The organism is Variovorax terrae, from assembly GCF_022809125.1.
Classification (GTDB): domain Bacteria; phylum Pseudomonadota; class Gammaproteobacteria; order Burkholderiales; family Burkholderiaceae_C; genus Variovorax_A; species Variovorax_A terrae.
In genome coordinates this window covers 2408433-2427950 of the sequence record NZ_JALGBI010000001.1, presented here as the reverse complement: position 1 = coordinate 2427950, position 19518 = coordinate 2408433, and the positions used below count along the sequence as shown (strand labels likewise).

Here is a 19518-nt window from a genome sequence, read left to right as displayed (position 1 = left end):
CGAGATTGTCCACAATACGGGTCTATGTCCGAGGTGCATTCCGAACAATTGCTGGCCGAAGTGGCCGCGCTGCCCGCGCTGCCGGGCGTCTACCGCTATTTCGACGCCGCCGGCGGCGTGCTCTACGTGGGCAAGGCGCGCAACCTCAAGAAGCGCGTCTCCAGCTATTTCCAGAAGAACCACGGCGGCACGCGCATCGGCCACATGGTCAGCAAGATCGTGCGCATGGAAACCACGGTGGTGCGCTCCGAGGCCGAGGCGCTGCTGCTGGAAAACAACCTGATCAAGACGCTGAACCCGAAGTACAACATCCTGTTCCGCGACGACAAGAGCTATCCCTACCTGCGCATCTCCGCCGCCACCGGCCAGGACGCCGGCTCGCGGCCCTCGGCCGCCGCCTACCCGCGCGTGGCCTACTACCGCGGCGCGGTGGACCGCAAGCACCACTACTTCGGGCCGTACCCGAGCGCCTGGGCGGTGAAGGAGTCGATCCTGCTGCTGCAGAAGGTGTTCCGCCTGCGCACCTGCGAGGACACGGTGTTCAACAACCGCACCCGACCCTGCCTGCTGTACCAGATCAAGCGCTGCACCGGCCCCTGCGTGGCCAACATCTCCCAGCCCGACTATGCGCAGGACGTGGCGAATGCCGAGGCCTTTCTGCGCGGCGAAACCCAGGCCGTGCTCGACGTGCTGGAGACCCGCATGATGGCGCACGCCGAGCGGCTGGAGTTCGAGCAGGCGGCGGAACTGCGCAACCAGATGTCGGCGCTGTCCACGGTGCTGCACCAGCAGGCGGTGGACACGGTGTCGGACAAGGACGTGGACATCCTGGCCGTGAAGGTGCAGGGCGGCCGCGCCTGCGTGAACTTGGCCATGGTGCGCGGCGGGCGCCACCTGGGCGACCGGCCCTACTTTCCCTCGCATGTGGAGGACGCCTCGGGCGTCTATGCGAGCGAGGACGACAGCGGCGAGACGGCGGCGGCGCGGCCCGTGGAGGTGCTGGTGCTGGAGGCCTTCATCGCGCAGCACTACATCGACGTGCCGGCGCCGCCCGCGCTGATCACCAGCCACGCCGTCGGCAAGGACCTGATCGGCGCGCTGTCGCTGCAGACCGGCATCCGCATCACGGCCGCGCACCAGCCGCGCGAGCAGCGCCGCATCTGGCTCGAGATGGCGCAGAAGAACGCCGAGCTGCAGCTTGCGCGCCTGCTGTCCGAGGAGGGCTCGCAGCAGGCTCGCACGCGCGCGCTGGTGGACGCGCTTGATCTCGTGCCCGACAACCTCGACACATTCCGTATCGAGTGTTTCGACATTTCCCACACGGCCGGTGAGGCCACGCAGGCTTCTTGCGTAGTATTCGAGCACCACAAGATGCAGAACTCCGAATACCGCCGCTACACCATCGACGGCATCACGCCCGGCGACGACTACGCCGCCATGCGACAGGTGCTTACGCGGCGCTACAGCAAGCTGGTCGAGGCCGCGAAGAACGGCGAGAGCCGGCTGCCCGACCTGGTGCTGGTGGACGGCGGCAAGGGCCAGGTGGCGATGGCGCGCGAGGTGTTCAGCGAGCTCGGGCTCGACCTGTCGCTGATCGCCGGCGTCGAGAAAGGGGAGGGCCGCAAGGTCGGACTCGAGGAACTGGTGTTCGCCGACGGCCGCGCCAAGGCCTACCTCGGCAAGGACTCGGCGGCGCTGATGCTGGTGGCCCAGATCCGAGACGAGGCGCATCGCTTCGCCATCACCGGCATGCGCGCGCGGCGCGCCAAGGTGCGCGTGGGCGGCAGCCAGCTCGAAGACATTCCCGGCATCGGCCCGAAGCGCCGCGCGCGGCTGTTGCAGCGCTTTGGCGGCATCCGCGGCATCGCGGCCGCCGGTGTGGAGGACATCGCCACGGTGGATGGCATTTCAAAGGAACTCGCAGAGGAGATTTATCGTGCGCTTCATTAAACTCGCGACCGCATCGGTGTTGTCGTTTCTGGCCGGCTGCGTCAGCACGCCGCTGCCGCCCGAGCGGCCGGCACCCGGGCCGGCCAGCCTGCCGCCCGGCGCCAGCCTGCCGCCGCCGCCCACTTCGCTGGCGCGCTCCTGGGACGAGTACCGGCTGCGCGCGGCGCGCCGCATCCTGCAGACCAGCGGCAGCGAGGCCTTCGCAGGCCAGTTGCCCGAGGTGCTGCAGGCGATTCCCGTGCTGCAGGTCCAGCTCAACCAGGACGGCTCGGTGCGCCGCATCGACGTGATGCGCTCGCCGCAGTTCGCGCCCGAGACCATCGAGATGGCGGCCAACGCCATCCGCCGCGCCGCGCCGTTCGGGCCGGTGGCCCATCTGCCGCATCCCTGGCAGTTCAACGAGACGTTCCTGTACAACGACGACCTGAAGTTCCAGATCCGCTCGCTGGTCGAATCGCGCTAGTCCGGTGGCCCCGGACGGGCGCCGTCAGGCGCCTGCGCCGGCACCGTGGCCGCCGCGTTCGCGCGGCCAAAAGCAGCGTGAACAGGCCCGGGCCCGGCGGGCCGGTGCGCCTCATGCCAGAATCGGGGGATGTTCTTCACTATCCCCACCATCATGACCTGGACGCGCATCGTCGCGATTCCGTTGATCGTGGGGGTGTTCTACCTGCCGCTGCAGCAGTCCGACCGCAACCTGATCGCCACCGTGCTGTTCGTGGTGTTCGCGCTGACCGACTGGCTTGACGGCTACCTGGCGCGCAAGCTCAACCAGACCTCCTCGTTCGGCGCCTTCCTCGACCCGGTGGCCGACAAGTTCCTGGTCTGCGCCTCGCTGCTGGTGCTGGTGCACCTGCAGCGCGCCGACGTGTTCGTGGCACTCATCATCATCGGCCGCGAGATCGCGATCTCGGCGCTGCGCGAATGGATGGCCCAGATCGGCGCCTCCAAGAGCGTGGCCGTGCACATGCTCGGCAAGGTCAAGACCACGGTGCAGATGGTGGCCATTCCCTTCCTGCTGTTCGACGGGCGGCTGTTCGGCCTGATCGACACCGGCGTCTGGGGCACCTGGCTGATCTGGATCGCCGCGATCCTGACCGTCTGGTCCATGGTGTACTACCTGCAAAAGGCCCTGCCCGAAATCCGCCAGCGCGTGAAATGAGCGCCTTGCCTCAGGAAAACGCTTTCATCAAGGCGATGCCCGCCGTCTTCGTGCTGATCTGGAGCACGGGCTTCATCGTGGCGCGCTATGGCATGCCGCACGCACCGCCGCTGAGCTTTCTGGCCGTGCGCTATTTCCTGTCGGTGCTGTGCTTCGCGGTCTGGGCGCTGCTGGCGCGCGCGGCCTTTCCGGCCGGCCTGCGGCAGTGGCAGCACCTGGCCGTGACCGGCGTGCTGATGCATGCGGGCTACCTGGGCGGCGTCTGGGCCGCCATCAAGCTCGGCATGGGGGCCGGCCTGGTTGCGCTGCTGGTGGGCCTGCAGCCGGTGCTGACCGCCGTGTGGGTGTCGTCGCGCGGCGGCCAGGTGTCGGCGCGCCAGTGGGGCGGGCTGGCGCTGGGCTTCGCGGGCCTGGCGCTGGTGGTCTGGCAGAAGCTCGGCCTGGGCGAAATCCACGGCCTGAACTTCATGCTGGCGCTCGGCGCCCTGCTCAGCATCACGGCGGGCACGCTCTACCAGAAGCGCTTCGTCGCGCCCTGCGACGTGCGCACGGCCAGCTTCGTGCAACTGGCCGCGGCGTTCGTGGTGACGCTGCCGCTGGCGTTGTGGGAGACCGAGCCCATGCGCTGGAACGCGGAACTCGCGGGCGCCATGGCTTGGTCGGTGCTGGCGCTCACGCTGGGCGGCAGCTCGCTGTTGTACCTGCTGATCCAGCGCGGCGCCGCCACCGCGGTGACCAGCCTGCTCTATCTGGTGCCGCCCTGCACGGCGCTGATGGCCTGGCTGCTGTTTGCGGAGCCGATCACCGGGTTCACGGTGGCGGGCATGGCGCTCACCGCGTTTGGCGTGAGCCTCGTGGTGCGCTCCGCGCGGCCGGCGCGGGGCTGAGCCGCCAGGGCTCGCCGCGAAAGCGCTCCACCAGAAAATCGATCAGCAGGCGCGTGCGCTTCGGCGTCTGCGCCTGGTGGGGGGCCAGCCAGTGGATGTCGGCGTCCAGCATCGCGTAGCCGGGCAGCACGCGCACCAGCCGGCCCGAGGCGATCTGCGGCGCGATGTCCCACAGGCTGCGCAGCATGATGCCGTGGCCGGCCAGGCACCAGTCGCGCACCAGCTCGCCCGAGTTGCTGGACAGCGGGCCCTGCACCCGGATGCGGCTGGCGGCCCGGTCCCGCTCTTTCTGCAGGCTCCAGATGTCGAAGCGCTGCTCGTTCTCGCGCACCACCAGGCAGTCGTGCTGCGGCAGATCCTGCGGGTTCGCCGGCATGCCGCGCCGCTTCAGATAGGCGGGCGACGCCACCAGCACGCGCTGGTTGCGGGCCAGGCGCCGCGTCACCCATTCCGAGGCGCGCTGCCCCTGCACCGACCAGAGCCAGACCGCGCCGTCGAACCCCTGCACCGCGAGATCGGGCAACTGCTCGGTCAGCTGGAGCTGCACCTGGAGCTGGGAGTGGCGGGCCTGGAACTCGGCCAGCGCCGGGCCCAGCCACAGGCGCCCGAACCCGAACGTGGCGGCCAGCCGGATCAGGCCGGCCGGCTCGCTGCGCCGCTCCTGCAGGTCGCGCTCCAGCATGCTGAAGTCGTGCAGCAGCTTCACGGCGCGCTCGCACAGCGCCTCGCCTTCGGCGGTGGGGGTCACGCGCCGCGTCGTGCGCTGGAACAGCCGCAGGCCCAGGCGCGACTCCAGCGCGGCCAGCCGCTTGGTGACCACGGAGGGGACGACCGCTGCCGCCGAAGCGGTGGCCGAGAGGCTGCCATGGGCGCGAATGGCAAGCAGCAGTTCCAGGTCGCCACGGTCCAGCGGGTAGTCCATTTGATTCCATTTGGGAAATAATCAATTGCCGGATTATTGCTTGATGATGCAGGCCGGTCCATGCAGAATCCACCCATGTTCGAGACATTTGACCGGTTCGAGATCGTCCGCAAGGGCGTGCCCCTGCAAGGCTGCAAGGGCGGCCGGGGCGAGCCGCTATTGCTGCTGCACGGGCATCCGCAGACGCATGCGATGTGGCACCGCGTGGCGCCGGAGCTTGCCAAGCGGTTCACGGTGGTGATGATGGATTTGCGCGGCTATGGCGATTCGGGCCGTCCCGTTGCGCATGGCGCGTATGCCAAGCGCGAGATGGCGCAGGACGCCATGGCCGTGATGCAGCACCATGGCTTCGACCGCTTCCAGGTGCTGGCCCACGACCGCGGCGCGCGCGTGGCGCACCGTCTCGCGGCCGATCATGCGCAGGCCGTGGAGCGCCTGATGCTGCTGGACATCGCGCCCACGCTGGCGATGTACGAGAACACCTCGGAGGCCTTTGCGCGGGCCTACTGGCACTGGTTCTTCCTGATCCAGCCGCCGCCCCTGCCCGAAGCCCTGATCGAATCCGCCCCTGCTCGCTACGTGCGCAGCGTGATGGGCGCGCGCCACGCCGGCCTGGCTGCGTTCGCGCCCGAGGCGCTGGCCGAGTATGAGCGCTGCGCTGGCATCGCCGGCACCGCGCACAGCATCTGCGAAGACTACCGCGCGTCGGCCACGCTCGACCTCGATCACGACCGCGAAGATGTCGTCCGCGGCAGCAGGCTGCGGCAGCCGCTGCGCGTGCTGTGGGGCGCGCATGGCGCCGTCGGCCAGTGCTTCGATGTGCTGGCCCTGTGGCGCGAGCGGGCCGAAGCGGTGAGCGGCGCGGCCCTGCCGTGCGGCCATTACATTGCCGAAGAGGCGCCAGCCGCGCTGCTGGACGAAGCATTCCAATTTTTCAGGAGCTGATGATGAGCAAGAAGAGAATCGCCGTGATCGCGGGTGACGGCATTGGCAAGGAAGTGATGCCCGAGGGGGTGCGCGTGATGGATGCCGCTGCGCGCAAGTTCGGCATCGACCTGCAGTTCGATCATTTCGATTTTTCGAGCTGGGACTATTTCGAGAAGCACGGCAAGATGCTGCCGGACGACTGGAAGGACCAGATCGGCGGGCACGACGCGATCTATTTCGGCGCCGTGGGCTGGCCCGAGAAGATTGCCGACCACGTGTCGCTGTGGGGCTCGCTGCTGCTGTTTCGCCGCGAGTTCGACCAGTATGTCAACCTGCGGCCCGCGCGCCTGATGCCCGGCATCACCGCGCCCGTGGTGCGCCGCGACGGCAGCCCGCGCCAGCCCGGCGAGATCGACATGTACATCGTGCGCGAGAACACCGAAGGCGAGTACTCCAGCATCGGCGGCCGCATGTATGCGGGCACCGAGCGCGAGATCGTGATGCAGGAGACCGTGATGTCACGCATCGGCGTGGACCGCGTGCTCAAGTTCGCCTTCGAGCTCGCCCAGTCGCGCCCGAAGAAGCACCTGACGAGCGCCACCAAATCCAATGGCATCGCCATCACGATGCCGTACTGGGACGAGCGCGTGGCCGAGATGGCGAAGGCCTACCCGGCCATCCAGCTCGATAAATTTCATATCGATATTCTCACGGCGCATTTCGTGCAGCGCCCGGACTTCTTCGACGTGGTGGTGGCGAGCAACCTGTTCGGCGACATCCTCAGCGACCTCGGCCCGGCCTGCACCGGCACCATCGGCATCGCGCCCAGCGCCAACCTCAATCCCGATCGCCGGTTTCCCTCGCTGTTCGAGCCGGTGCATGGCTCGGCACCCGACATCGCGGGCAAGGGGCTTGCCAACCCGATCGGCCAGATCTGGTGCGGCGCGATGATGCTGGAGTTCCTCGGCCACAAGGAGGCGCACGACGCGGTGCTGGCGGCCATCGAGAAAGTGCTCGATCCCCAAAGCGGTGCACCACGGACACCCGACATCGGGGGCCGGGCCACCACGTCCGATCTGGGTCGCGCGATCGCCGCGGCCCTGTAACTTTTTGCACGCTTCGGCGCGAGCGCAGGAATTGCGCACTGCGGCACAAAAATCGCCGCGCGCCGAGCGTGGAGCCCCGCGCAAAACAGACTAGAATCCGCCTCCGCGCTGTTGTAAAGCTGCATGTCGTATTGACACGGTGGTAGTCCGTGGCTCTAATGCCATTCAGCAGCCAGCGCTGCGAAGAAGTCTCCCGCACTCTTGCAACAACGCAACGGTGGGGAGACAAAAATTTTTTGAAGAGACGTTCTCTTCCAACACTTTCTGTACGAGGGGCTCCTTGTGAACAAAACCGAACTGATTGAACACATTGCAAAGCATGCCGACATCTCCAAGGCCGCTGCCACGCGCGCACTGGAGTCCACCATCGGCGCCGTGAAAACCACGCTCAAAAAAGGCGGTTCGGTCTCGCTGGTCGGTTTCGGTACCTTTGCCGTGGGCAAACGCGCTGCGCGCAGCGGCCGCAATCCGCGCACCGGCGCTACGATTAAAATCAAGGCTGCCAAGGTTCCCAAGTTCCGTCCGGGCAAGGCATTGAAAGATGCTTTGAACTGAGACATCCGTTCAGGTGGGGTGCTTAGCTCAGCTGGTAGAGCGGCGCCCTTACAAGGCGTAGGTCGGCGGTTCGATCCCGTCAGCACCCACCACCCAAGCAAAGGCGAACAGGTTGTTCGCCTTTTCTATTTGAGCATCGCCGGGCCTCTCCAGGCACGCGGCCTCCCTTGTGGGGACGCGTGGCACGGAAGGCCATTTTTTAGAGAGTTCGAGCATGTTTGATTTCGTCCGCAAGCACACCAAGATCATGCAGTTCCTGCTGTTCCTGCTGATCTTTCCCTCGTTCGTGCTGTTCGGCGTGGATGGATACAACCGCTTCCGCGAGAAGGGCGAAGCGGTGGCCAAGGTCGACGGCCACGACATCAACCAGAGCGAATGGGATGCCGCGCACAAGGAGGAGGTGGAGCGCCTGCGTTCCTCCATGCCTTCGATCGATCCCAAGCTGCTCGACTCGCCCGAGGCGCGCTACGCGACGCTCGAGCGCCTGGTGCGCGACCGCGTGCTGCTGGCCGCGGCCGACAAATTCAAGCTCGCCACCAGCGACCAGCGGCTCGCGCGCGAGCTGCAGGAGAACCCGACCATCGCCTCGTTGCGCCGCCCTGACGGCACGCTGGACATGGACCGCTACCGCCAGCTCGCCGGCAGCCAGGGCATGACGCCCGAGATGTTCGAGGCCCGCGTGCGCGGCGATCTCTCCACCCGCCAGGTGCTGATGGGCGTGGCCGGCACGGGCTTCGCCACGGCGGCGCAGGCCGATGTGGCGCTGAACGCCTATTTCGAGAAGCGCGACGTACAACTCGCGCGTTTCAACACCTCCGATTTCGCGGCCAAGATCAGCCCGAGCGATGCCGAGCTGGAAGCCTTCTACAAGAACAACCAGGCGCTGTTCCAGGCGCCCGAGCAGGCCAACATCGAATACGTGGTGCTCGACCTCGACACCGTCAAGAAGGGCCTCACCGTCAACGAGCAGGACCTGAAGACCTACTACGAGCAGAACGCCACCCGGCTGTCGGGCCAGGAGGAACGCCGTGCCAGCCACATTCTGATCAACGCGCCCAAGAGCGCTTCCGCCGCCGACCGCCAGAAGGCGCGCCAGAAGGCCGATGCCCTGCTGGCCGCCGTGCGCAAGGCGCCCGACAGCTTTGCCGACGTGGCCAAGAAGAACTCGCAGGACCCGGGCTCCGCGCCCAACGGAGGCGACCTCGATTTCTTCGCGCGCGGCGCGATGGTCAAGCCGTTCGAAGACGCCGTGTTCGCGATGAAGAAGGGCGACATCAGCGACGTGGTGGAGTCGGACTTCGGCTACCACATCATCAAGCTCACCGACATCCGCGCGCCCAAGCAGCGCAGCTTCGAGGAGATGCGGCCCGAGATCGAGGCCGAGCTGATGAAGCAGCAGGCCCAGCGCAAGTTCGCCGAGATGGCCGACGCTTTCACCAACGGCGTGTATGAGCAGTCGGACAGCCTCAAGCCGGTGGCCGACCGGCTCAAGCTCGACATCAAGACCGCCAGCAACGTGATGCGCAAGCCCGCGCCGGGCGCAACCGGCGTGCTGGCCAACCCGAAATTCCTGAACGCCATCTTCTCGCCCGATTCCGTGGAGAAGAAGCGCAACACCGAGGCCGTGGAAACCGGCGCCAGCCAGCTGGTGGCCGGGCGCATCACGCAGTACACGCCGGCCCATGTGCTGCCGCTGGCCGAGGTGAAGGCCAATGTGCGCGAGCGCGTGCTGGCCGCGCGCGGCGCCGAGCAGGCGAAGAAGGAAGGGCTCGCCAAGCTCGAGGCCTGGAAGGCCAATCCCGCGGCGGCGGTGCTGCCCGAGACGGCCGAGGTGTCGCGCGACCAGACGCAGAAGCTGCCGGCGCCGGTGGTGGAGGCCGCGCTGCGGGCCGACGCTTCGGCCTTGCCGGTGCTGGTGGGCGTGGACCTGGGCGCCCAGGGCTATGCGGTGCTCAAGGTCAACAAGGTGGTCGCGCGCGACGAGGCCAAGGAAGCCTCGGCGAAGCAGGACCGCGCCCAGTACGCGCAATGGGTGACCTCGGCCGAGGGCATGGCCTACTACAACCTGCTCAAGGAACGCTTCAAGGCTCAGATCAAGGTGGCCAAACCGGCCGCCCGAAAGAGCGAGGAGCTCGCGCAGGCGGAGTGAAAGGGCCTCCAAGTCGAGCTATAATCCCATCCTTGCGGTGGCTGTAGCTCAGTTGGTAGAGTCCAGGATTGTGATTCCTGTCGTCGTGGGTTCGAGTCCCATCAGCCACCCCATCGAATAAGTGGATGCCGAAGCGGCCTTGGAGTGATTCCAAGGCCGCTTTTTCTTGGGCGGGCCGTGGCTGCAGCGGGGCTTGGCGGATCTCATCCGCCCGGTTGCCGGGACCTGTGGCGATTGATGCTGCGCGAGTCAGGGAGACCGGCGCTTTCTCCCATGAAAAAGCCCGCATCGAGCGGGCTTGGGCTGCACCGGCGGCGAGGCGCGCCGCGGCTGCGAGACTCAGTTCACCATCACCAGCTTGCCCTTGACGCCGCGCGAGCCCATGTGTGCGTAGGCCGCCTTGAGTTCGGCCATGGGCATGGTGCGGTCGATCACGGGCTTGACCTTGCCCTGTGCATACCATTGCGCGAGCTCGCCCATCATGGCCGCGTTGGCCTTGGGCTCGCGCTTGGCGAAGTCGCCCCAGAACACGCCCACGATGGAGGCACCCTTGAGCAGCGGCAGGTTCAGCGGCAGGGCGGGGATCGGGCCCGAGGCGAAGCCCACCACGAGGTAGCGGCCGCGCCAGGCGATCGAGCGGAAGGCCGGCTCGGCGAAGTCGCCGCCCACCGGGTCGTAGATCACGTCGGGGCCCTTGCCATCGGTGGCGGCCTTGATCGCGTCGCGCAGGTTCTCGTTGCTGTAGTTGATGGTGGCGTCGGCGCCGATGGAGCGGCACAGCGCGCACTTTTCGTCGGTCGAGGCCGCGGCGATCACGCGCGCGCCCATGGCCTTGGCGATCTGGATCGCGGCCGTGCCCACGCCGCCCGCGGCGCCCAGCACCAGCACGGTCTCGCCGGCCTTGAGCTGCGCGCGGTCCACCAGCGCGTGGTAAGAGGTGGCGTAGATCATGATGAAGGCCGCCGCATCCACGTGCGGGAAGCCCGGCGGCAGCGGCATGCACAGCGCGGCGGGCGCCAGCGTGTGGGTGCCGAAGCCGCCCGTGCCCGACAGGCAGGCCACGCTCTGGCCCACCTTCAGGTGCGTCACGCCGTCGCCCACGGCCTGCACCACGCCCGCGTACTCCGAGCCCGGCACGAAGGGCAGGGGCGGCTTCATCTGGTACTTGTTCTGCACGATCAGCAGGTCGGGGAAATTGAGGCTCGCGGCCTTGATCTCGATCAGCACCTCGCCGGCCTTCGGGCTCGGCGTGGGCAGTTCCTTCCAGGCCAGCGCCTCGACGCCGACGGGGTTTTCGCAAAGCCATGCGTGCATGGGGTTCTCCAGTGAGGTCAGGGGATGTGTCGCGGCAATGATAGGCGCTGCGCCCGGGGTGCAATGTCTCTGCCGTGACGCCCGGCCACCTACAATGGGACAACTCCCTTTCCCTATGAAAATCCTCATCTCCAACGACGACGGCTACCAGGCCCCGGGCATCGTGGCCCTGTACGAAGCGCTCAAGGACGTGGGCGACGTCGAAGTGGTGGCGCCCGAGCAGAACAACAGCGCCAAGTCGAACGCGCTGACGCTGCATTCGCCGCTGTACGTGCACCGGGCGGCCAACGGCTTTCGCTACGTCAACGGCACGCCGGCGGACTGCGTGCACATCGCGCTCACGGGCCTGCTGGGCTACCGGCCCGATCTCGTGGTCTCGGGCATCAACAACGGCGCCAACATGGGCGATGACACCATCTACTCGGGCACCGTGGGCGCGGCCATGGAGGGCTACCTGTTCGGCGTGCCGGCCATCGCGTTCTCGCAGGTCGAGAAGGGCTGGCAGCACATCGATGCCGCGGCGCGGGTGGCGCGCGAGCTGGTGCAGCGCATGGCGCAGCAAAGCCTGGTGGGGACGACCCCCTGGCTGCTCAACGTCAACGTCCCGAACCGGCCGTTCGATCAGCTCAAGCCGCTCAAGGCGTGCCGGCTGGGCCGTCGCCACGCGGCCGAGCAGGTCATCACCCAGCTGAGCCCGCGCGGCGAGACCATGTACTGGATCGCCGGCGCCGGCCCGGCCAAGGATGACACCGAGGGCACCGACTTCCACGCCACGGCGCAGGGCCATGTCTCCATGACGCCGCTGCAGATCGACCTGACCGACCACGACCACCTGCGCTACTGGTCGCAGACCGCCGCCCGGCTCGCGGCGGATGCAGGGCCGCCGGCATGACGCAGCGCCCGCGCTTTCCGGTGACGCTGGACCTTCATGCCGGGAAACCGGTTGCTACCAAAAATATAGCGTCCAATGGCCATGCGACAAGGACATCGGGCCCAAATGGCACCAAAACGGCGACTGCACCCGTGACCCGGGGCCTGGGGCTGGATTCGCAGGCCGTGCGCGCGCGCATGGTGCAGAAACTGGCCGCGCAGGGCATTGCCGATGCCGCCGTGCTGCAGGCCATGGGCACGGTCGAGCGGCACTGCTTCGTGGACAGCGCCCTGGTCAACCAGGCCTATGAGGACACCAGCCTGCCGATCGGCCTGGGCCAGACCATCTCCAAGCCCAACGTGGTGGCGCGCATGATCGAGCTGCTGCGCCACGGCCATGAGGGCAAGCTCGGGCGCGTGCTGGAGATCGGCACCGGCTGCGGCTACCAGGCCGCCGTGCTGAGCCTGCTGGCCAGCGAGGTCTACAGCATCGAGCGCCTGCGCGGCCTGCACGACAAGGCGCGCGACAACCTGCGCGCGTTCCGGCTGGCCAATGTGCATCTGCTGTTTGGCGACGGCATGGCCGGCTACGCCAAGGGCGCGCCGTACGCGGGCATCATCGCCGCGGCCGGCGGCGAGGCGCTGCCGCAGGCCTGGGCCGACCAGCTCGCCATGGGCGGGCGCCTGGTGGCGCCGATGGTCACGGCCACTGGCCGGCAGGCGCTGGTGGTGCTCGACAAGACGCCGCAAGGCTTGAAACAAAGTGTTCTTGAGGCGGTGCACTTTGTCCCCCTAAAATCGGGTATCGCTTGAAGGGAACAGATATGCACGGGTTGCGCAGACAGGGTTGGATGCTTTCGGTGGGGCTGGTGGCCGCGATGGTGCTGGCGGGCTGCTCCTCCACCAAGACCGCCAATCGCGCACCGGTGGAAGACCGGGGCAGCGCACTCGGCAAACCCCCGGCCGTGGCGATGGACCCCAATACGCAGGCCGTCAAGCAGCCGCCCGGGTTCGAGAACGCCGGCAAGCCGGGCTACTACACCGTCAAGCCCGGCGACACGCTGATCCGCATCGGCCTGGAGACCGGCCAGAACTGGCGCGACATCGGCCGCTGGAACAACCTCGACAACCCCAACGTGCTCGAAGTCGGGCAGGTGCTGCGCGTGGCGCCGCCCACGGCGGTCGTGGCCGAGAGCGGGGCGGTGGCAAAACCCATTCCCTCGTCCTCGGTGACGCCCGGCACGCCCACCCAGGCGGCCAGCGCGGCCAAGCCCGCGGCCTCGGCGCCGGCCGCCACGGCCAGCGCGCCTGCGGCGGCCTCGGGCGAAGACGAACTGGCCTGGATCTGGCCCACCAGCGGCAGCCTGCTGGCCGGCTTCGACGAGGCCAAGAACAAGGGCCTGGACATCGGCGGCAAGGCCGGCGACCCGGTGGTCGCCTCGGCCGACGGCCGCGTGGTCTATGCCGGCGCCGGCCTGCGCGGCTATGGCAACCTGATCATCCTCAAGCACAACAACACCTACCTCACGGCCTATGCCCACAACCAGACGCTGCTGGTCAAGGAAGACCAGACGGTGCGCAAGGGCCAGAAGATCGCCGAGATGGGCAACAGCGACGCCGACCGCGTGAAGCTGCACTTCGAGATCCGACGCCAGGGCAAGCCGGTCGATCCGGCCAAGTACCTGCCGGCCAGGTAGCTGCCATGAAAAAGCGCGACGGACACAGGCCCCCCCTTGCCGTGCCGGATGCGCTGGATGGCGTCAGCCTGAACGGCAAGGCGCCCGAGGCCCGGGACGGGCCGGCGGACGGCGCCGCCGATTTCACCGCGCATGAGCTGCCCAGGGCGGGCGCTCCCGAGCTGGCCGGCGAGTCCAGCGACACGCTCACCCTCTACCTGCGCGACGTGCGCCGCACCGAGCTGTTCAGCGCCGAGCAGGAGTTCGAGGTGGCGACGCGCGCGCGCAATGGCGACTTCGCGGCGCGCCAGTCGATGATCGAGCACAACCTGCGGCTGGTGGTGAGCATCGCCAAGGGCTACCTCGGGCGCGGCGTGCCGCTGAGCGACCTGATCGAGGAGGGCAACCTCGGGCTGATGCACGCCACCACCAAGTTCGAGCCCGAGCGGGGCTTTCGCTTCTCCACCTATGCCACCTGGTGGATCCGCCAGGCCGTGGAGCGCGCCGTGATGAACCAGGGCCGGGTGATCCGCCTGCCGGTGCACGTGGTGCGCGAGCTGCAGCAGGTGCTGCGCGCGCGCCGCATGCTGGAGAACGATTCCGCCTTCGCCGCCACGCGGCCCGATGGCGTGCGTGTGGACGACGTGGCCTCGCTGCTCGGGCGCGACGTGCACGAGGTGGCCGAGCTGCTGGCCATGGCCGAGACGCCGCGTTCGCTGGACGCCACCCTCACGGGCGCCGGCAAGGCCGACGACGAGCACACGCTGGCCGACACCATGGCCGACGAGCTGGCCGTGGACCCGACCGGCGTGACGCACAGCCACGAGGTCGAGCGCCTGCTCAACGGCTGGATCGATGCGCTCTCGCACCGCGAGAAGGAAGTGCTCGAGGGCCGCTTCGGCCTGCACGACCGCGAGCCCGAGACGCTGGAGGTGCTGAGCGACCGCCTGGGCCTCACGCGCGAGCGCGTGCGCCAGATCCAGAACGAGGCCCTGCTCAAGCTCAAGCGCCACCTCACGCGCAACGGCATCTCCAAGGAAGCGCTGCTGTAACGGATCACGCCGCCGGCTGCAGGATCTCGTCGTAGCCGCGGCCCTGGAACTCCAGCAGGTCGAAGCCGTGCCCGAACGGGTCGGCGAGGTTGGCCATGCGGCCCCAGCGGCGCTGCTGGACCGGGCGCTCGAGCGTGGCGCCGGCGGCCTGCAGGCGCGCCACGGCCTGGCCCAGGTCCGTTACCACGAAGTCCAGGTGCACCGGCGTCCAGTGGCGCGCATAGTCGCGCCGCGGCGCCAGGGCCTCGCCCAGCGGGGCCGTGCCCGGCGCCTGCGCCAGCAGATCGATCGGGCTGCCGGCGCCCAGCAGCTCGGCCCAGTCGTCGCCCAGGCGCCGCGCCAGCCGCAGGCCCAGCCCGTGGGTGTAGAAGGCGATGCCGCGCTCCAGGGAGTCGACGTCGATGCAGATGCGCAGTTCCATGGCGTTCCCTTCGTGCAGGAAGGCCCATCGTAGCCTGAGACAATCGGGGGATGACAGAAGAGATCCAGAAAGTACCGGCCCTGCCCGAGGGCTGGCTCGCCGTCGAGTCGCTCGACATCGAGGCCCAGGGCGTGGCGCACAAGGCCGACGGCAAGGTGGTGTTCATCGAGGGCGCCCTGCCGTTCGAGCTCGTGACGGCCAACGTCAACCGCAAGAAGAACAACTGGGAGCAGGCCACGCTGACCGCGGTGCACCGCGAGTCGTCGCAGCGCGTGCGCCCGGCCTGCCCGCATTTCGGGCTGCACGCGGGCGCCTGCGGCGGCTGCAAGATGCAGCACCTGCACGTGGGGGCGCAGGTGGCGATCAAGCAGCGCGTGCTGGAGGACAACCTCTGGCACCTGGGCAAGGTGAAGGCCGAGAACCTGCTGCGCCCGATCGAAGGGCCGGCCTGGGGCTACCGCTACCGCGCCCGCCTGTCGGTGCGCTACGTGCATAAGAAGGGCGTGGTGCTGGTGGGCTTTCACGAGCGCAAGAGCCGCTACGTGGCCGACATGACGGTGTGCCACGTGCTGCCGCCGCACGTGAGCGCCATGCTGGTGCCGCTGCGCGAGCTGATCGGCGCGCTGGACGCGCGCGAGACCTGCCCGCAGATCGAGCTGGCCTGCGGCGACGACGTGACGGCGCTGGTGCTGCGCCACCTGGAGCCGCTGAGCGCGGACGACACCGCCCGGCTGCGGGCCTTTGCCGCCCGCCATCCCGGCGTGCAGTGGTGGCTGCAGCCCAAGGGGCCGGACACGGTGCACCGGCTCGACGAGGGCGGCCCTGCGCTGGCCTACGCCTTGCCCGAGTTCGGCATCACCATGCCGTTCAAGCCCACCGATTTCACGCAGGTCAACCCGCACATCAACCGCGTGCTGGTGTCGCGCGCGCTGCGCCTGCTCGACGCGCAGCGGCAGGAGCGGGTGATCGACTGGTTCTGCGGCCTGGGCAACTTCACGCTGCCCATCGCCACCCAGGCGCGCGAGGTGCTGGGCATCGAGGGCAGTGAGGTGCTGGTGGCCCGCTCGCGCGAGAATTACAAGCGAAATCAGGCGGATGTCCAGGCAGGGCGGTCATTGGCTGCTACTGAATTTGTAGCGCGCAACCTGTTCGAGATGACGCCGGAGCTGCTGACCCGGGATGGCTCGGCCGACAAATGGCTGGTCGATCCGCCGCGCGAGGGCGCGTTCGCGCTGGCCAAGGCGCTGGCCGACCTGCACCAGCAGCCCGAGCTGCGCGGCGGCTGGACGCCGCCCCGGCGCATCGTCTACGTGAGCTGCAACCCGGCCACGCTGGCGCGCGATGCCGGCCTGCTGGTGCACCAGGCGGGCTACCGCTGCACGGCGGCGGGCGTGGTCAACATGTTCCCGCACACGGCACATGTGGAGAGCATGGCGGTGTTCGAGCTGGCATGAAGAAGGGCCCCCACGCTCCCCGCTTCGTGGGGGCGCTGCCTGCCTATGGGGCGTCCCGGCGATGAAAAAAGGGGCCCGAGGGCCCCTTGTCTTGCTGGCGCGTGCCGTTGTCAGTCGCGCTCGCCGCCGAAGATCCCCAGCAGGGCCAGCAGGCTCTGGAAGATGTTGAACAGGTCGAGATAGATCGCCAGCGTGGCGCTGATGTAGTTGGTCTCGCCGCCGTCGATGACCTGCTTGATGTCGTAGAGCATGTAGGCGCTGAAGATGCCGATGGCCATCATGCTCATCACGGCGAAGCCGGTGGTGGAGCCCACGAACACGTTGATGATGCCGCCGATCATCAGCACCACGGCGCCCCAGAACAGCCACTTGGCCATGCCGGAGAGGTCCTTCTTGATCACGGTGGCGAGGCTGGCCATCACGAAGAACACGCCGGCCGTGCCGCCGAAGGCCGTCATGACGAGGCTGGGGCCGTTCTTGAAGCCCAGCACCATGGCGATCAGGCGCGACAGCATCAGGCCCATGAAGAAGGTGAAGGCCAGCAGCACCGGCACGCCGGCGGCCGAGTTCTTGGTCTTCTCGATGGCGAACATGAAGCCGAAGGCGCCGCCCAGGAACACGATCAGCCCGAGGCCGCCGGAGAGCGAGCGCGTCACGCCCGTAGCCACGCCCAGCCACGCGCCCAGCACGGTGGGCACCAGGCTCAGCGCCAGCAGCCAGTAGGTGTTGCGCAGCACCTTGTGGCGCTGCTCCTGCGAGATCGCGTAGCCGTAGCCCGCAGCCTGTCCGATGGTGGAAACCTGGTCATTCATGTTGCTTGACTCCTTCTCTGTCTGCGACGTGCAGATGGGGCGCATTCTAGGTGGATTCAAGGCATTTGCCGAAAATCCCCCCGCAGGGGGCTTCCTACTTTTTGTAAGGGTACTTTTGCGCTGGCCATGCGCACTGTCCAGCGGCAAAGAGGCGCATCAGCCGTTATGCTCGGCGGTCCACTCAGCTGTACATCCCTTCATCATGAAAAACAAACCCTTTCTCGAACTGGCCGACGTCAAGGCCATCGCCGCCGCCGCCGAAGCCGAAGCGCTCAAGCACCACTGGGCCGTGAGTATCGCCATCGTGGACGATGGCGGCCACCTGCTGTGGCTGCAGCGCCTGGACGGCGTGGCGCCGATCTCCGCGCACATCGCGCCGGCCAAGGCCCATACCGCGGCCGTGGGGCGCCGCGAGAGCAAGGTCTACGAGGACATGGTCAACGGCGGCCGCGTGTCGTTCCTGAGCGCGCCGGACCTGCAGGGCCTGCTCGAAGGCGGCGTGCCGATCGTGAAGGACGGCCAGGTGCTCGGTGCGGTGGGCGTGAGCGGCGTGAAATCGTCCGAAGACGCGCAGATCGCGCGCGCCGGCATTGCCGCCATCGGCTTGTAAATGCTCCTGTTTTGATAGCGCTCCGCGTCCACGCGACGCGGACATCGCTGCAAAACCATGCAAAACGCCGGCTTCGAGCCGGCGTTGTTGCGGAAGGCGATGGGAAAAAATGCTTGGCTGGCCGGGCAAGCCCGATGGCTAGCAAAAACGACCCTTGGAGACTTGAAAAAGTCTGCTGAGTCGCCCCACGATGAAACCTATTTCGTCAGGATCAGCTTCCCCAGCTTGGTGGCCTGCAGCCGGTAGACCGCGCCGTTGTGCTTGATCTCCACCGCCTTCTGCCCCTGCAGCAGGTCGGCGCTTTCCACGGCCTGCGGCCGCAGCGCGGAGGGCGCCTCCTGCAGGCCCGCGGCGTCGGCATGCGGCTGGGGGCCGAGCGAGGCGGGGGAGGAGAGCGAGGCTTGCATGTCGGGTCCTGATTGAATCACGATATACAAATGATAATCATTCTCAAATAAAAGTCAAGCAGGATGGCCCGTTTTTCTGCGCAAAAAAACGGGGCCCGCTAGTGCTTGGGTTCGGTGATGAAGCCGATCTTGCGCAGCCCGGCCTGCCGCGCCGCGGCCATGGCCTGCGCCACGCGCTCGTAGCGCACGTCCTTGTCGCCCCGGATGTGGAGCTCGGGCTGCGGCTCCTTGGCGGCCTCGGCCTTGAGCAGCCGGTCGAGGTCCTGGTCCCCGACCTTCACTTCGTTCAGGTAGTAGCCGCCCTGCGCGTCCACGCTCAGGCGCACGGTCTCGGGCTTGGCGTCTTCCGGATGGTTGGTGGCGCGGGGCAGGTCGATGTTGATCGAATGCTTCATCACCGGGACGGTGATGATGAAGATGATGAGCAGCACCAGCATGACGTCGACCAGCGGCGTCATGTTGATCTCGTTCATCACGTCATCGGTCTCGTCTTGCGTTCCGAAGGCCATGGTCAGGCACCCTTCTTCATGGCGACGACGTTGGCCGGGCCGGCTGCGCTGGAGACGCGCGCGCCCGTCACGTAGTAGGCATGCAGGTCATGGGCGAAGCGGTTCAGCCGCACCAGCACGGCCTTGTTGCCGCGCACCAGCGCGTTGTAGCCCAGCACGGCAGGGATGGCCACGGCCAGGCCGAGCGCCGTCATGATCAGCGCCTCGCCCACCGGGCCCGCCACCTTGTCGATGGTGGCCTGGCCGGCCACGCCGATCGACAGCAGGGCGTGGTAGATGCCCCAGACCGTGCCGAACAGGCCGACGAACGGCGCCGTCGAGCCCACCGAGGCCAGGATGGCCAGGCCCGACTGCAGCTTGGCGGTGCTGTCGTCGATCGAGTTGCGCAGGCTGCGCGTGACCCAGTCGCTCACGTCCAGCGAGTCGTGCAGCTGGGGCTTGGTGTTGCCGTCCTTGTGCAGCACGTGGGCGGCGGCTTCGCGGCCCTCCACGGCCAGCAGGCGGAACGGGTTGGACGCGTCGGAGCCGAACTTGCTCAGGCCGTCGGCGAAGTCGGCGCTGTGCCAGAAGCTCTCGGTGGCCCGGGCCTGGGCCGAGAAGCGGCGCACGTCCAGCGCCTTGATCAGGATGACCATCCACGAGGCCAGAGACATCAGCAGCAGCAGCAGGGCCACGCCCTTGGTGACGATGTCGCCTTGCGACCAGACATGGGCCAGACCGAATTGGGAATCCATAAAT

21 protein-coding genes and 2 tRNA genes are annotated in these 19518 nt (G+C 67.7%); 16 read left to right on the top strand and 7 right to left on the bottom strand.

Annotated elements, in window-relative coordinates; genetic code table 11:
* The first annotated feature begins 24 nt into the window (after positions 1 to 24).
* The 4 genes from uvrC to MMF98_RS11430 all read left to right on the top strand — a co-directional run bounded on the left by uvrC (position 25) and on the right by MMF98_RS11430 (position 3996).
* The gene (gene uvrC, locus MMF98_RS11445) at positions 25 to 1950 is read left to right on the top strand and encodes an excinuclease ABC subunit UvrC (protein WP_243306396.1); all 1926 of its coding nucleotides are present in this window, start codon (positions 25 to 27) and stop codon (positions 1948 to 1950) included.
* Positions 1937 to 2413, top strand: a complete 477-nt coding sequence (locus MMF98_RS11440) for a hypothetical protein (RefSeq protein ID WP_243306395.1) — start codon at positions 1937 to 1939, stop codon at positions 2411 to 2413. The genes uvrC and MMF98_RS11440 overlap by 14 nt, the downstream gene beginning before the upstream one ends.
* Positions 2414 to 2542: 129 nt before the next feature.
* Positions 2543 to 3109: a CDP-diacylglycerol--glycerol-3-phosphate 3-phosphatidyltransferase gene (gene pgsA / locus MMF98_RS11435; RefSeq protein ID WP_243306394.1), complete on the top strand. Its 567-nt coding sequence runs from the start codon at positions 2543 to 2545 to the stop codon at positions 3107 to 3109.
* Positions 3110 to 3144: 35 nt separating this feature from the next.
* Positions 3145 to 3996, top strand: a complete 852-nt coding sequence (locus MMF98_RS11430; RefSeq protein ID WP_243306393.1) for a DMT family transporter — start codon at positions 3145 to 3147, stop codon at positions 3994 to 3996.
* Here the strand turns inward: MMF98_RS11430 and MMF98_RS11425 are convergent.
* Positions 3941 to 4906, bottom strand: coding sequence for a LysR family transcriptional regulator (locus tag MMF98_RS11425; RefSeq protein WP_423837618.1), 966 nt, complete (start codon positions 4904 to 4906; stop codon positions 3941 to 3943). The two genes, MMF98_RS11430 and MMF98_RS11425, sit on opposite strands and share 56 nt — an antisense overlap.
* Before the next feature lie 87 nt (positions 4907 to 4993).
* Here MMF98_RS11425 and MMF98_RS11420 point away from each other — a divergent pair, with 87 nt between their 5' ends.
* The 6 genes from MMF98_RS11420 to MMF98_RS11395 all read left to right on the top strand — a co-directional run bounded on the left by MMF98_RS11420 (position 4994) and on the right by MMF98_RS11395 (position 9768).
* Complete coding sequence (locus MMF98_RS11420) at positions 4994 to 5863, top strand: alpha/beta fold hydrolase (protein ID WP_243306391.1); 870 nt, start codon at positions 4994 to 4996, stop codon at positions 5861 to 5863.
* A gap of 2 nt (positions 5864 to 5865) precedes the next feature.
* A complete protein-coding gene (locus MMF98_RS11415; protein ID WP_279343562.1) occupies positions 5866 to 6951 on the top strand; it encodes a tartrate dehydrogenase in 1086 nt (361 codons plus the stop codon).
* Between the two features lie 282 nt (positions 6952 to 7233).
* On the top strand, positions 7234 to 7506 hold the full coding sequence (locus tag MMF98_RS11410; RefSeq protein WP_243306389.1) for an HU family DNA-binding protein: 273 nt from the start codon (positions 7234 to 7236) through the stop codon (positions 7504 to 7506).
* A 16-nt stretch (positions 7507 to 7522) separates the two neighbouring features.
* A tRNA-Val gene (locus MMF98_RS11405) sits at positions 7523 to 7598 on the top strand.
* A gap of 122 nt (positions 7599 to 7720) precedes the next feature.
* On the top strand, positions 7721 to 9655 hold the full coding sequence (locus MMF98_RS11400) for a SurA N-terminal domain-containing protein (protein ID WP_243306388.1): 1935 nt from the start codon (positions 7721 to 7723) through the stop codon (positions 9653 to 9655).
* Between the two features lie 37 nt (positions 9656 to 9692).
* Positions 9693 to 9768 (top strand) — tRNA-His (locus MMF98_RS11395).
* Between the two features lie 226 nt (positions 9769 to 9994).
* Here MMF98_RS11395 and MMF98_RS11390 read toward each other — a convergent pair.
* Entirely contained in the window at positions 9995 to 10969 is a 975-nt protein-coding gene (locus MMF98_RS11390) for an NADPH:quinone oxidoreductase family protein (protein ID WP_243306387.1), read from the bottom strand.
* Between the two features lie 115 nt (positions 10970 to 11084).
* Between MMF98_RS11390 and surE the strand changes: the two genes are divergently transcribed.
* The 4 genes from surE to MMF98_RS11370 are packed head-to-tail and all read left to right on the top strand — an operon-like array spanning position 11085 to position 14567.
* Positions 11085 to 11861, top strand: a complete 777-nt coding sequence (gene surE, locus MMF98_RS11385) for a 5'/3'-nucleotidase SurE (RefSeq protein WP_243306386.1) — start codon at positions 11085 to 11087, stop codon at positions 11859 to 11861.
* Positions 11858 to 12652, top strand: a complete 795-nt coding sequence (locus tag MMF98_RS11380) for a protein-L-isoaspartate(D-aspartate) O-methyltransferase (RefSeq protein ID WP_243306385.1) — start codon at positions 11858 to 11860, stop codon at positions 12650 to 12652. The genes surE and MMF98_RS11380 overlap by 4 nt, the downstream gene beginning before the upstream one ends.
* A 38-nt stretch (positions 12653 to 12690) precedes the next feature.
* Positions 12691 to 13536: a peptidoglycan DD-metalloendopeptidase family protein gene (locus MMF98_RS11375; RefSeq protein ID WP_243306384.1), complete on the top strand. Its 846-nt coding sequence runs from the start codon at positions 12691 to 12693 to the stop codon at positions 13534 to 13536.
* 5 nt (positions 13537 to 13541) lie between these two features.
* Positions 13542 to 14567: a sigma-70 family RNA polymerase sigma factor gene (locus MMF98_RS11370; protein WP_243306383.1), complete on the top strand. Its 1026-nt coding sequence runs from the start codon at positions 13542 to 13544 to the stop codon at positions 14565 to 14567.
* A gap of 4 nt (positions 14568 to 14571) precedes the next feature.
* Here the strand turns inward: MMF98_RS11370 and MMF98_RS11365 are convergent, their stop codons facing one another.
* Positions 14572 to 14988: a VOC family protein gene (locus tag MMF98_RS11365; RefSeq protein ID WP_243306382.1), complete on the bottom strand. Its 417-nt coding sequence runs from the start codon at positions 14986 to 14988 to the stop codon at positions 14572 to 14574.
* Between the two features lie 50 nt (positions 14989 to 15038).
* Between MMF98_RS11365 and rlmD the strand changes: the two genes are divergently transcribed.
* Positions 15039 to 16442 (top strand): 23S rRNA (uracil(1939)-C(5))-methyltransferase RlmD, encoded by a 1404-nt coding sequence (gene rlmD / locus MMF98_RS11360; protein ID WP_243306381.1) that lies wholly within the window; start codon positions 15039 to 15041, stop codon positions 16440 to 16442.
* Positions 16443 to 16552: 110 nt separating this feature from the next.
* Here the strand turns inward: rlmD and MMF98_RS11355 are convergent, their stop codons facing one another.
* Positions 16553 to 17254 (bottom strand): Bax inhibitor-1/YccA family protein, encoded by a 702-nt coding sequence (locus MMF98_RS11355; protein ID WP_243306380.1) that lies wholly within the window; start codon positions 17252 to 17254, stop codon positions 16553 to 16555.
* 202 nt (positions 17255 to 17456) lie between these two features.
* On the opposite strand from MMF98_RS11355, the gene MMF98_RS11350 reads away from it, so the two are divergent.
* Positions 17457 to 17864 carry a GlcG/HbpS family heme-binding protein gene (locus MMF98_RS11350; RefSeq protein WP_243306379.1) on the top strand — a complete coding sequence of 136 codons (408 nt, stop codon included), beginning with the start codon at positions 17457 to 17459 and terminating at the stop codon, positions 17862 to 17864.
* Positions 17865 to 18061: 197 nt separating this feature from the next.
* Here the strand turns inward: MMF98_RS11350 and hemP are convergent, their stop codons facing one another.
* From hemP to MMF98_RS11335, 3 genes are all read right to left on the bottom strand, one after another.
* Positions 18062 to 18271, bottom strand: coding sequence for a hemin uptake protein HemP (hemP, locus tag MMF98_RS11345; RefSeq protein WP_243306378.1), 210 nt, complete (start codon positions 18269 to 18271; stop codon positions 18062 to 18064).
* A 98-nt stretch (positions 18272 to 18369) separates the two neighbouring features.
* The gene (locus tag MMF98_RS11340) at positions 18370 to 18780 is read right to left on the bottom strand and encodes an ExbD/TolR family protein (protein WP_243306377.1); all 411 of its coding nucleotides are present in this window, start codon (positions 18778 to 18780) and stop codon (positions 18370 to 18372) included.
* Between the two features lie 2 nt (positions 18781 to 18782).
* Entirely contained in the window at positions 18783 to 19514 is a 732-nt protein-coding gene (locus MMF98_RS11335) for a MotA/TolQ/ExbB proton channel family protein (protein ID WP_243306376.1), read from the bottom strand.
* Positions 19515 to 19518 lie beyond the last annotated feature (4 nt).

What these genes read in the sequence shown, in the direction of transcription:
- MMF98_RS11365 (WP_243306382.1), bottom strand. Translation starts at nt 14,988, where the DNA reads ATGGAACTGCGCATCTGCATCGACGTCGACTCCCTGGAGCGCGGCATC.
- MMF98_RS11335 (WP_243306376.1), bottom strand. Translation starts at nt 19,514, where the DNA reads ATGGATTCCCAATTCGGTCTGGCCCATGTCTGGTCGCAAGGCGACATC.
- MMF98_RS11415 (WP_279343562.1), top strand. Translation starts at nt 5,866, where the DNA reads ATGAGCAAGAAGAGAATCGCCGTGATCGCGGGTGACGGCATTGGCAAG.
- rlmD (WP_243306381.1), top strand. Translation starts at nt 15,039, where the DNA reads ATGACAGAAGAGATCCAGAAAGTACCGGCCCTGCCCGAGGGCTGGCTC.
- MMF98_RS11420 (WP_243306391.1), top strand. Translation starts at nt 4,994, where the DNA reads ATGTTCGAGACATTTGACCGGTTCGAGATCGTCCGCAAGGGCGTGCCC.
- uvrC (WP_243306396.1), top strand. Translation starts at nt 25, where the DNA reads ATGTCCGAGGTGCATTCCGAACAATTGCTGGCCGAAGTGGCCGCGCTG.
- MMF98_RS11400 (WP_243306388.1), top strand. Translation starts at nt 7,721, where the DNA reads ATGTTTGATTTCGTCCGCAAGCACACCAAGATCATGCAGTTCCTGCTG.
- MMF98_RS11370 (WP_243306383.1), top strand. Translation starts at nt 13,542, where the DNA reads ATGAAAAAGCGCGACGGACACAGGCCCCCCCTTGCCGTGCCGGATGCG.
- hemP (WP_243306378.1), bottom strand. Translation starts at nt 18,271, where the DNA reads ATGCAAGCCTCGCTCTCCTCCCCCGCCTCGCTCGGCCCCCAGCCGCAT.
- surE (WP_243306386.1), top strand. Translation starts at nt 11,085, where the DNA reads ATGAAAATCCTCATCTCCAACGACGACGGCTACCAGGCCCCGGGCATC.
- MMF98_RS11355 (WP_243306380.1), bottom strand. Translation starts at nt 17,254, where the DNA reads ATGAATGACCAGGTTTCCACCATCGGACAGGCTGCGGGCTACGGCTAC.
- pgsA (WP_243306394.1), top strand. Translation starts at nt 2,543, where the DNA reads ATGTTCTTCACTATCCCCACCATCATGACCTGGACGCGCATCGTCGCG.
- MMF98_RS11380 (WP_243306385.1), top strand. Translation starts at nt 11,858, where the DNA reads ATGACGCAGCGCCCGCGCTTTCCGGTGACGCTGGACCTTCATGCCGGG.
- MMF98_RS11390 (WP_243306387.1), bottom strand. Translation starts at nt 10,969, where the DNA reads ATGCACGCATGGCTTTGCGAAAACCCCGTCGGCGTCGAGGCGCTGGCC.
- MMF98_RS11430 (WP_243306393.1), top strand. Translation starts at nt 3,145, where the DNA reads ATGCCCGCCGTCTTCGTGCTGATCTGGAGCACGGGCTTCATCGTGGCG.
- MMF98_RS11350 (WP_243306379.1), top strand. Translation starts at nt 17,457, where the DNA reads ATGAAAAACAAACCCTTTCTCGAACTGGCCGACGTCAAGGCCATCGCC.
- MMF98_RS11375 (WP_243306384.1), top strand. Translation starts at nt 12,691, where the DNA reads ATGCTTTCGGTGGGGCTGGTGGCCGCGATGGTGCTGGCGGGCTGCTCC.
- MMF98_RS11340 (WP_243306377.1), bottom strand. Translation starts at nt 18,780, where the DNA reads ATGGCCTTCGGAACGCAAGACGAGACCGATGACGTGATGAACGAGATC.